The organism is Sphingobacterium shayense (assembly GCF_013179575.1).
GTDB classification, from domain to species: domain Bacteria; phylum Bacteroidota; class Bacteroidia; order Sphingobacteriales; family Sphingobacteriaceae; genus Sphingobacterium; species Sphingobacterium shayense.
Window position 1 is genome coordinate 2,864 of the sequence record NZ_JABMCQ010000126.1, and the last position, 10,013, is coordinate 12,876.

A 10,013-nucleotide genomic window follows, 5' to 3' on the forward strand; every position below is an offset into this window, starting at 1 on the left:
ATAAATTTCCAACCGAATTATTACTCCTTGAAGATGGTGAAGACCTTTGGAAACAAGCGATAATAAGTTTAGGTCCAAAATATGCTCACGTTGCCAATTTTCCAAAAACCCCTAACATGAACTAGAAAGAAAGAAGAACTATTTAGTTCTCTATAAATACCATCCCTGTAAATCTTGCTTCATCATAATTTACTAAAGCATTTTCGATAAGCATAAACTGGTGTCTCCCGATTTTTATATAGGAAAATTCGACAAACTTCTTACCCAACTGATCCGGTACCCAAGAAGGATCATTATTGCCGTCGTGGTCACAACTGCGTAGAGCATTATACCCTTTTGTTCTAAGTTCTACCAAAACTTCGCGACTAAGTTTAACAAAACCCATCATAACATTTGAGATTAACTTATTTCTTTACACTAATAACAAACAAACAAGGTATTTTGTTTAAGTGACAGGAATCCCCTTTACCCTTTATTTTTGATCTACAGAACTCTTATGCCTTTTTTAAAATTATAACGATACAAAATCCTCTTTAAAAACCTCTTCTTTTACCCCGATAAAAGAATAGTAACCAGGCAAAAACCATCCTAACGCTCGAAGAATTGACTGATAATGACCTTCACTTTCAAACTGCCAAGGTACGATATTAAAAACCAGATGTTGCCCGCTAACATCTCCTTGGCGATTAATTAAACATACTTTAGGTTCTTGGATGCCCTGAGCCTGCAGGAAGGATTTAATGACGTGCCGTGAATTTGTCGGTAAAATTTTTTCCGAGGGAGCGCCAACCAATACTTGTTCATTTACATCGAGAACTTCGTTATCCGTGCCTGATTTAACAAACCCATGATTAGTAGGATAAGCAAATGTTCGATGTACCGAATAGTGTAGCAAATCGCCATAGGTAAGGACCCATTCAACCTCGTTTCCCTTTGGTTCTAATGCAATACCAAAACCATTTTCAAGCAAAAAATCGTCGATCATTTTTTCTATGACATAACATTGAAAAGCAACACCAGGTTTTGGTATGAAAATTTGAAAGTATGGAAATTTGTCCGGACCTTGTATAACCTGCGGTTCTCCGCAAATAAAACTTGCTGTTGCCACATGGGAAAGGAAACTTATTATCCAGGTATCATCTCTATTTTCCTTTGGGGTTTCAAGCAACGATTTTATTATCGCTGTATGTTCTAAATCTCCTTTATACCCATTTGATTGAGTGCCGTCTTTCTCGATCTTGTCTCCATTGTCAATATCCGCGTTCGGCAATTTATTTTCCGCGCGAACTGACGCCGATTCTTCTATATTATGATCCACAGCTTCCAAAGCAACTTTTTTGTCGCCTCCTTTCTTCCTATTAAACAAATCAAATATCCCCATGCTTCTAAATTTAAATTCGAAGATATCTATTTCATAAGGAAATACAAACAATCTGGATTAGTTTTGAACTCTGACGCTTAACTAAAATCATCCATAGCCAAACCTTCGAACAGTCATCATATATATACGACTAATCAGATAGACTTAAATCAATATTCAAAAAAAACGCTATATTTGTACAGTATATTATCCGCCTATATCACTTATAGTGTGAACGATTAGGGAGGTATTATAACAAAACTTTATGATTAGGTTAGAGCAGGTTAATAAAACATTTTTCAAAAAGCATAAACAAATACATGCATTAAAAAATGTGACATTACATATAAAAAAGGGCGAAATATTCGGTATTATTGGTTATTCTGGCTCTGGGAAAAGCACGTTAGTTCGTACGATAAACATGTTGGAACGCCCTACATCGGGAATTGTGTCAATAAATCAAAAATCGATCGAAAATCTCTCCGAAAAGGAGTTAATTCCTATTCGGAGAAAAATAGGGATGATCTTTCAACACTTTAATTTACTTTCATCTGCCACAGTTTTTCAGAATATTGCGTTCCCCTTACACCTTACGGGAATAAGTAGCGAAATAATTAGTAAAAAGACAAACGAGCTGCTGGAATTAATTGACTTAAAAGAAAAGTCAGAAGAGTACCCTTCCGCATTGTCAGGCGGCCAAAAACAACGTGTTGCAATAGCAAGAGCGTTAGCATCGGATCCGGAAATATTGCTCTGTGATGAAGCGACTAGTGCACTGGATCCGCAGACAACACGCTCTATTTTGTCATTATTAAAACGGATTAATAAAGACCTAAATATTACCATCGTTCTTATCACTCACCAAATGGAAGTTATTCGCGCCGTAAGTAGCCGTGTAGCAGTAATATCCGATGGACAGATTGTTGAAGTGGGCGATACGGTTGACGTTTTTGGTTGTCCAAAATCGCCCGTCACTAAAGAACTTTTAAATCCTTCACTTATTTAAGCTAACCTAATAAAATGACAGAAGCGACAGTATGGTTATTAGCAAAGGGCACGTGGGAAACATTCGTCATGACTTTCACTTCGGGATTCTTCAGTTTTTTGATTGGGCTTCCGCTTGGCATTATTTTATTTCTAACCAGAGAACGACAACTACTCGAAAGCAAATCCGCAAATAGTGTTATTGCATTTTTTGTAAACCTATTTCGCGCCATTCCTTTCATCATTCTGATCGTTTGGATGATTCCGTTCACGCGTTCATTGGTCGGCACCTCTATTGGGATGAAAGCTGCTATTGTTCCCTTAAGCATCGGTGCCGCCCCCTTCGTGGCTCGCCTTGTTGAAAATTGTTTACTAGAAATTCCATACGGAATAATCGAAGCCGCGCGATCAATGGGTGCTTCTACAATGCAAATCATTCGTAAGGTTCTAATTCCAGAATCGCTTCCTGCATTAATAAATAGTGCATCATTGACATTAATAACATTGGTAGGATACTCAGCTATGGGTGGTGCAGTTGGTGCAGGAGGTCTCGGCCACATTGGTTATCAATATGGCTACGTGGGCTATGACGCATTAATTATGAACATTGTATTAATACTCCTTGTTTTGTTCGTTTTTGGTATCCAATTTCTGGGTGATCGCCTTTCAAAATCTGTAAATCATAGATAGATGTTCTTTTGACAAAATCAAAAAATATATAATGAAGAAAAAATTCACATCAGTTATTTTTGGACTACTAATCCTCAGCTTACTTTGGTCATGCGGATCGGAAAATGATTCTTCAACATTGCGTGTAGGTGTACAGGCAGGTCCAGAGTTGAGACTTGCTGAAGAAGCTAAAAAAGTAGCAAAAGCAAAATTTAATCTCGAGGTTGAACTTGTAACGTTTAACGATTACGTTATGCCTAACGAAGCATTGCAGCAAAAGGATATCGACATAAATGTTTTTCAAACCAGACCCTACCTTGATGGGCAATCTGAAAACCGAGGCTACAATTTTGCTGTCGTGGGAAACACATTCATATACCCTATGGCTGGTTATTCAAAGAAAATCAAATCTATTAGCGAACTCAAAAATGAAGACACTGTCGTCATCCCAAATGATCCCACAAATCTAGGACGTGCCCTTCTACTTCTTCAACAAGCGGGCCTTATAAAATTAAATGATAAGACTGGGCTATTGGCGACCAAAGAGGATATTATCGAAAACAAGCTGCGACTGAATATCCTCGAACTTGAAGCTCCGCAATTGCCTAGAACACTTGATGACGCAACAGTTTCGTTGGCCATCATAAACAATAATTTTGCTGCTGCACATAACCTGATGGCCAAACATGATGGTATTATCGTAGAAAATTCTAGCTCTCCGTATGTAAATATTATAGTTAGTAGACAAGAGAATAAAGATGATCAAAGAGTACTTGATTTCACCAAAGCATATCAATCAGACGAAGTCGACGCTGTTGCTGAACAAGTTTTTAAAGGAGGGGCAATCCGCGGGTGGTAACTCAAAGACTTACTAAATGAATAATGTGCGCTACAAATCTTTAAATGCCACGCTTTTACTATTCATCTACTTGTGCGAGCAGTTTAATTTTTAATTGGTTGTACGCAGAATCTTTTGCTTGGGCATAGGATAGTTTATAGAGGCGCTCTATCTCCGTAATGGATTCTGGAAATTTAGAAAGAATACTGTCGTAATACTGATTCAACTGAGTCTCCGTGGGTAGCTCGTATTTCATATTCACCTGAAAACGTCGTTGCAAGGCTGCGTCGATGACCTCTAAATGATTAGTTGCGCAAATTAAGAGCCCTTTTTCTGGAAAAAAATCGATTAACTGGATTAAACTGTTTACTAATCTTCGCATCTCTCCTACATCGGTATCAGCATACCCGCGGGCTTTAGCGATTTGATCAAATTCGTCTAAGAAAAGTACAGCACTGTCCCGAGCAGCTCTGTCGAAAACGAGTTTTAAATTTTGTGCTGTCTCTCCTATGCGAGCACTAACAATATTACTTAAATTTAATATATACAGTGGTTTCCCTAAAGCGTTTGCAATTGCTTTAGCGGTGGTCGTTTTTCCACATCCCGAACTTCCGTTCAATAGAACTTTATTATTAACGGGTAAGCCATAACCATGTAACAAATCAATGTGTTTTCTTTCTTTAATAAGATGTTCAACTAATACTCTATTTTGCACCGACAAGTAGACATCAGCCAATAAAACATGTTCCTTTTGATTAATAAGGAGATCTAAAATATTCAATATCAAATTACGCAGGAAAAGTCATCCGTGCACAACGAGATGGCCGGAATACGCCTGCTTTCGTATTTCCTAGGAAAATTATTACCCCTGTACTTGTTTGTAAAGTACCCCTATATACGACCCGAAGGTTCAGCATAAAATCTTCATCTTGAGAGAGATAGCATTAAAATATTTAAAGTTCCGCTGATTGACTCCAGATATTAATTCCTCCATCAACAGCATACTTATCAATCTCTATTAGCTCTTGTTCGCTAAAATTAATGTTCTCAATTGCTCCAACACAATCGATTACTTGCTGCGGCTTACTCGCACCGATGAGCGCTGAAGTTACCCTTTTGTTGTTTAAAACCCAAGCTATTGCCATTTGGGCAAGTGACTGACCCCGCTGGATTGCTATCTCATTCAAAGCACGAATTCTCTCAAGATTCTCGCCAGTCAAGAAAGTCGTTGAAAGAGATTTACCCTGACTAGCCCTGCTTGCTGCGGGAATTTCTTGAATATACTTATTAGTTAGCATTCCTTGTGCTAGAGGCGAAAACACGATCGACCCTAGTCCAGTTTCTTCCAACGTATTTAATAAACCATCTTCTTCTACCCACCGGTTTAACATCGAATAACTCGGCTGATGAATGATAAATGGTGTACCTAGGCTTTTAAGAATATCATGCGCTTCTTTTGTTCGCTTGCTATTATACGACGAGATACCTATATAGAGGGCTTTACCTGACCGTACCAATTGATCTAATGCAAGCATGGTTTCTTCAATTGGGGTGTTGGGATCGAATCGGTGAGAATAAAAGATATCCAAATAATCCACCCCCAGTCGACGAAGGCTTTGATCGCAACTAGACAGAATATATTTTCTACTTCCCCATTCTCCATATGGTCCCGGCCACATTAAATAACCCGCTTTTGAAGAAATGATCATCTCGTCGCGTAAACCGAAGAATTCCTCGCGCAGAATTCGGCCAAATGCCTTTTCAGCACTCCCTGCAGGGGGACCGTAATTATTGGCTAAATCAAAATGGGTAATCCCCGAATCGAATGCCGTGGTACAAATATCAACCTTCGTCTGGTGTGGCGTATCATCACCGAAATTATGCCACAGCCCTAAAGAAATAGCAGGCAACAATAAACCGCTCTTTCCGCAGCGGTTGTAACGCATTTTTTGGTAACGCGAAGGATCAGGTGTATAAGTCATCGGAGTGTGTTTCTTTGTTAAGTCAAAGATACATTTTTAAGAATAATACCATCTATTACTATTTAATTTTTAATACTTTTAGATTCCTTAAACGCACATTAATGAAACTATACATCACTGCCCTAGCGGTATTACTAATATCAGTATCAACTAAAGCGCAAACCAACAAGATTGAATTTACGACGAGTTACGGTTCTTTTAAAGTCGTCCTGTATGATTTCACGCCCGCTCATCGTGATTTAATACTATCCTCATTAGAAAATAACCTATACAAGGATGCCTTGTTTAATCGGATCATCGAAGGATTCGTTATCCAGGGCGGCGACCATGATATTGACATCGAAAAATATGAAGCGACACACCCCGAAAACGGGAAACCGAGGTTGGCTGCTGAATTTGACGACCGAGCTTTCCATAAAATAGGCGCGCTCGGTGCCGGCAGAGATGCTAATGAAGAAAAGGCTTCCTTTTTAAAGCAGATATATTTCGTAGTGGGTAGCGCAGTAACACCCGCGCAACTAGATTCTTTAGAAAAAATAAAACATATTAAATTTACTGAAAGACAGCGTGAAACATATCTTAGGATTGGCGGGCAACCGCGATTAGATAAGGACTTTACAGTTTTCGGTGAAGTTTACGAAGGTCTTAATGTATTGCTTGAAATAAGTAGGATAAAGACAAATGCCCAAGATTTCCCTCTCAAAGTAGTCCCTTTTACCTTCAAAAGAATCAATGATGAAATATCTAACGTTCATTAAATTTTTTGTATTCCTTTTGGTTCCTTGCTTGACCAACGCTCAAAAGAATATCTTGGACTTAAAAAAAAATTTAGATGAGTTACTTAACGTTGCTAATAGCCCAGGAGCAGCTGTGCTAGTTTCCAAAGAAGGTAAAACGATCTTTTCATATTATAACGGATTAAGAAGCCTAGAAAAACAGCAGCCAATTGGCCAGCATACACATTTTAGAATGGCATCTGTTACGAAACAAATTACTGCTCATGCTATCTACCGTTTGGTCAAGGAAGGAAAACTAGAGATCTCTACTTCTATGACGGAAATCTTCGACAATTTACCCGACGAATTTAATTCGATACAAATAAAGCATCTATTGCAACATTCCTCAGGATTACCAGACTATGAGTACATGATTCCTGAAAAGCGAACGGAGCAAGTGTCCGATCAAGATGTTCTGGATATTATTGTTCAACGTCCAAAACTTAAATTCCAACCCGGTCAACGATTCCGGTACAGTAACACCGCTTACTGTATTTTAGCTTTAATCATAAAAAAAGTGAGCAGGCTTACCTTCGCGGACTATGTCAAAAAAGAATTATTTGAACCCATTAATATAACCGAAGCTCTAGTTTATACGCCGCAGGCGCGTATCCTAGATCGAGCGTACGGGTATCATCCGGTTGGCGCACATTACAATTATGCCGATCAAAGCATAACTAGCGCGACCCAAGGAGACGGTGGAGCTTACTTGGCACCCTTGGAAATGCAGAAATGGTGTCAATTTCTCATCGATAGGTTCCCCAAAGACAATGATTATACTAAACTGTTTAATAACGGTATGCAAGTCAAAGATCATGTTCGTTATCAACTAGGGCTGTTCAATTTCGTTGACAAATACGGCCACTTTCACCTATTCCATTCCGGTGAGTCCACAGGCTTTCAGAATATTATTTATGTCGATATCCACAATAAATTTTCAATTATAGTCTTCACAAACCGTGACGACTTCATCGTATCAAAACTCTTCGATGAAATTCTTTCTTTCTATAATCGTGATAACTTGATGAAGACTTATCTTGGCGAATCCGCATTCTCTTGGTTGAATAAAATTTATTCGGGAAGTTGACGACCTAAGAACACCAACAAATCTATTCCTCGTACAGTCGACTAGCTTCAACTCCATGCGTGGAAAGCTGAGAAATAATCTCTTGTTGATCCAACGATTTCCCCTCGATAGTGAGCAACCGATAATTGGAATCCATATCAATATGCCATTTAGAAATGCCTTTGACTTTCTTTACAGCAATGTGGATTTCACCCAATGATGATGTGGAAGCAACATTGGTTTCAAAAATTAATTTTTCCATAGATATCATTTTTAAGATGTCCAACGGACGTAAAAGGTTTAAAATTTCATGTAACCAACCTCATAGCTAGCTTTATAAAGCAAACATAAGGTAGCTAGATTTTTCGATAACCAAATGACTTTCAATATAAAAATAAAATATATGTGAAAAAAATTACCTTTTTCAGACAGAACAAAAAGTACATTTTATTGCAAAAAAAATTGGTCATGAGTCTATTTTTTAAAACAAATTCAAAGACATATAAAGTATTAAGATAAATTAGCAATCCTCTTTTTTCGCTTCATAAAGCAGAAAGTTAGGGCACCGAAACTATGCTAAAATTTATTTACCTTTGCCAAACTTTAATTTGAATAATAAAATCCATGCAAAATATTTACGCCTCGAAACCTTACTATGCTGCAATTACCGGAATCGGCGGATACGTACCTCAAAAAAGAAGAACAAACTTCGACTTGGAAGAGTTATGCGATACGTCAGACGAGTGGATAGTAAAGCGTACAGGTATCAAGGAACGTCGAATATTAGATCAAGGGTTTGCTACTTCTGATATGGCGGTAAAGGCGATTCAGAACCTTTCGGTACAATACGAAAAAGATCTATCGAATGTGGATGCGCTTATCGTTGCAACTTCCACACCCGATGTCATGATGCCCGCAACAGCAAATATTATTGCGAAAAAACTTGGATTAAACAACGTTTGGGCTTTTGACATCAACGCTGCATGCTCGGGTTTCCTCTATGCTTTAGATATGGGCTCCTCGTTGATAGAAACGGGTCGATACAAAAATGTGTTAGTTGTAGGCGCTGATAACATAAGTGCATTTGTCGATATTCACGATCGTTCAACAAACATTCTGTTTGGCGATGGGGCCGGCGTTGTATGGTTAGAACCCTCGCTCGAAAACGGTGTAATCGACGCCTATATGCAAAGTAATGGAGACGGCCGTGAATTTTTGAATATCGAAGGAGGCGGTTCTTTACATCCAAATAAAAACGGGGTGATTGATGTGGAAAAACATTATATTCGCCAAGATGGTAAAGTTGTTTTTAAACAGGCCATCCAATCTATGGCTAATGCTTGTAATGAAGTGCTGAGGAAAAATAACCTCAGTATTGATCAAGTAGACTGGCTCGTACCGCACCAAGCAAACAAACGTATAATCGATGGTGTGGGTAAAGAAATCAATATTGAAACTGGAAGAACTTTATCTAATATAGAATACTTCGGCAATACCATCGCCGCAACAATTCCGCTGTGTATATGGGAAAACATCAAATTACTCCAAAAGGGCGATTTGTTAATGTTAACAGCATTTGGTGCCGGTTTTTCTTGGGGAGCAAGTTTGTTACGATGGGCGATTTAATATCGTCCCGTTCCGAAAGATAAGCTTCAACTTGATTGAGAGGCACCCTTCTCCAGTATCCTGATGTGCTATCACGGCCGACTCCGACGAAGTCCTCTATTTTTCCAATCACAATCTTGTCCTTAAGGGAAGTCTTATACTGCCCGCGGTATTCACCCCCTTTGTCTGAGAATATTCTTTGCTGCTAACAAATCTCTTAGTCTGACCGCACAAGAATCGCAAAAACACCATTATTCACTGGACAACTGCACCTAATATTTAGCGAACCGGACTCTTTGAAACGGGGTAAAATCTATTTTGGACAGTGTCATATTCTTATTTTAAATATTGGATCATGAATCTACAAAGCAGCTAATCGACAATGAACGCTACGCATTTATAATCTTATCAGCTTAGTAATATGCTACCCATCAATAACGATGTACAAATGATTTTACAAAACCCATGTGTAAGCTTCCAATGGAAATTGACACACAAAATCATTCAATCGATATGAATGCTGGTAACTTATTATACCAACTTTCAAGAACGGACTTATACCTTTTAACCAATTCGGAGTTGGCATTTGCTACATTTTGAGTTTCCTGCCTATCGACATCCAAATTATATAGCTCGATTCTCTTTCCATCTTGATTCATAAGAAATTTCCATTTTCCCTCTCTCATTGCCAACGACGGACTACGGTTCTTGCCTTTGGGATAACTAAAAAAAT

General features: G+C 38.5%; 11 protein-coding genes and 1 pseudogene. 6 read left to right on the forward strand and 6 right to left on the reverse strand.

All coding sequences use genetic code 11. The annotated features are described in order from the left end of the window. Positions 1–142 precede the first annotated feature (142 nt). Both HP439_RS13750 and HP439_RS13755 read right to left on the reverse strand, forming a co-directional pair. Positions 143–388: a hypothetical protein gene (locus HP439_RS13750; RefSeq protein ID WP_172390919.1), complete on the reverse strand. Its 246-nt coding sequence runs from the start codon at positions 386–388 to the stop codon at positions 143–145. 123 nt (positions 389–511) lie between these two features. Beyond that, positions 512–1,381 (reverse strand): hypothetical protein, encoded by an 870-nt coding sequence (locus HP439_RS13755; RefSeq protein WP_172390920.1) that lies wholly within the window; start codon positions 1,379–1,381, stop codon positions 512–514. 244 nt (positions 1,382–1,625) lie between these two features. On the opposite strand from HP439_RS13755, the gene HP439_RS13760 reads away from it, so the two are divergent. Genes HP439_RS13760 through HP439_RS13770 form a run of 3 tightly spaced genes read left to right on the forward strand, consistent with a single transcriptional unit; the run spans position 1,626 to position 3,872 of the window. Continuing rightward, positions 1,626–2,366 (forward strand): methionine ABC transporter ATP-binding protein, encoded by a 741-nt coding sequence (locus HP439_RS13760; protein ID WP_172390921.1) that lies wholly within the window; start codon positions 1,626–1,628, stop codon positions 2,364–2,366. Positions 2,367–2,380: 14 nt separating this feature from the next. Beyond that, positions 2,381–3,034 carry a methionine ABC transporter permease MetI gene (gene metI, locus HP439_RS13765; protein WP_172390922.1) on the forward strand — a complete coding sequence of 218 codons (654 nt, stop codon included), beginning with the start codon at positions 2,381–2,383 and terminating at the stop codon, positions 3,032–3,034. A gap of 31 nt (positions 3,035–3,065) precedes the next feature. Continuing rightward, complete coding sequence (locus HP439_RS13770; protein ID WP_172390923.1) at positions 3,066–3,872, forward strand: MetQ/NlpA family lipoprotein; 807 nt, start codon at positions 3,066–3,068, stop codon at positions 3,870–3,872. A 58-nt stretch (positions 3,873–3,930) separates the two neighbouring features. Here the strand turns inward: HP439_RS13770 and HP439_RS13775 are convergent, their stop codons facing one another. Next, complete coding sequence (locus HP439_RS13775) at positions 3,931–4,638, reverse strand: AAA family ATPase (RefSeq protein ID WP_246229365.1); 708 nt, start codon at positions 4,636–4,638, stop codon at positions 3,931–3,933. Positions 4,639–4,804: 166 nt separating this feature from the next. Next, entirely contained in the window at positions 4,805–5,833 is a 1,029-nt protein-coding gene (gene mgrA / locus HP439_RS13780; RefSeq protein WP_172390924.1) for an L-glyceraldehyde 3-phosphate reductase, read from the reverse strand. Positions 5,834–5,934: 101 nt separating this feature from the next. On the opposite strand from mgrA, the gene HP439_RS13785 reads away from it, so the two are divergent. Both HP439_RS13785 and HP439_RS13790 read left to right on the forward strand, forming a co-directional pair. Next, entirely contained in the window at positions 5,935–6,591 is a 657-nt protein-coding gene (locus HP439_RS13785; protein ID WP_172390925.1) for a peptidylprolyl isomerase, read from the forward strand. Then, complete coding sequence (locus HP439_RS13790; RefSeq protein ID WP_172390926.1) at positions 6,566–7,696, forward strand: serine hydrolase domain-containing protein; 1,131 nt, start codon at positions 6,566–6,568, stop codon at positions 7,694–7,696. Before HP439_RS13785 ends, HP439_RS13790 begins: the two co-directional genes overlap by 26 nt. Before the next feature lie 22 nt (positions 7,697–7,718). On the opposite strand, the gene HP439_RS13795 is transcribed toward HP439_RS13790, so the two are convergent. Further along, positions 7,719–7,937 (reverse strand): hypothetical protein, encoded by a 219-nt coding sequence (locus tag HP439_RS13795; RefSeq protein ID WP_172390927.1) that lies wholly within the window; start codon positions 7,935–7,937, stop codon positions 7,719–7,721. A 362-nt stretch (positions 7,938–8,299) separates the two neighbouring features. Here HP439_RS13795 and HP439_RS13800 point away from each other — a divergent pair, with 362 nt between their 5' ends. Then, positions 8,300–9,301 (forward strand): beta-ketoacyl-ACP synthase III, encoded by a 1,002-nt coding sequence (locus tag HP439_RS13800; RefSeq protein WP_172390928.1) that lies wholly within the window; start codon positions 8,300–8,302, stop codon positions 9,299–9,301. A gap of 479 nt (positions 9,302–9,780) precedes the next feature. Here HP439_RS13800 and HP439_RS13805 read toward each other — a convergent pair. After that, positions 9,781–10,013: pseudogene (locus HP439_RS13805) on the reverse strand (N-acetylgalactosamine-6-sulfatase); the annotation flags it as partial.

What these genes read in the sequence shown, in the direction of transcription:
- HP439_RS13750 (WP_172390919.1), bottom strand. Translation starts at nt 388, where the DNA reads ATGATGGGTTTTGTTAAACTTAGTCGCGAAGTTTTGGTAGAACTTAGA.
- HP439_RS13790 (WP_172390926.1), top strand. Translation starts at nt 6,566, where the DNA reads ATGATGAAATATCTAACGTTCATTAAATTTTTTGTATTCCTTTTGGTT.
- mgrA (WP_172390924.1), bottom strand. Translation starts at nt 5,833, where the DNA reads ATGACTTATACACCTGATCCTTCGCGTTACCAAAAAATGCGTTACAAC.
- HP439_RS13760 (WP_172390921.1), top strand. Translation starts at nt 1,626, where the DNA reads ATGATTAGGTTAGAGCAGGTTAATAAAACATTTTTCAAAAAGCATAAA.
- HP439_RS13785 (WP_172390925.1), top strand. Translation starts at nt 5,935, where the DNA reads ATGAAACTATACATCACTGCCCTAGCGGTATTACTAATATCAGTATCA.
- HP439_RS13755 (WP_172390920.1), bottom strand. Translation starts at nt 1,381, where the DNA reads ATGGGGATATTTGATTTGTTTAATAGGAAGAAAGGAGGCGACAAAAAA.
- HP439_RS13770 (WP_172390923.1), top strand. Translation starts at nt 3,066, where the DNA reads ATGAAGAAAAAATTCACATCAGTTATTTTTGGACTACTAATCCTCAGC.
- HP439_RS13795 (WP_172390927.1), bottom strand. Translation starts at nt 7,937, where the DNA reads ATGGAAAAATTAATTTTTGAAACCAATGTTGCTTCCACATCATCATTG.
- metI (WP_172390922.1), top strand. Translation starts at nt 2,381, where the DNA reads ATGACAGAAGCGACAGTATGGTTATTAGCAAAGGGCACGTGGGAAACA.
- HP439_RS13800 (WP_172390928.1), top strand. Translation starts at nt 8,300, where the DNA reads ATGCAAAATATTTACGCCTCGAAACCTTACTATGCTGCAATTACCGGA.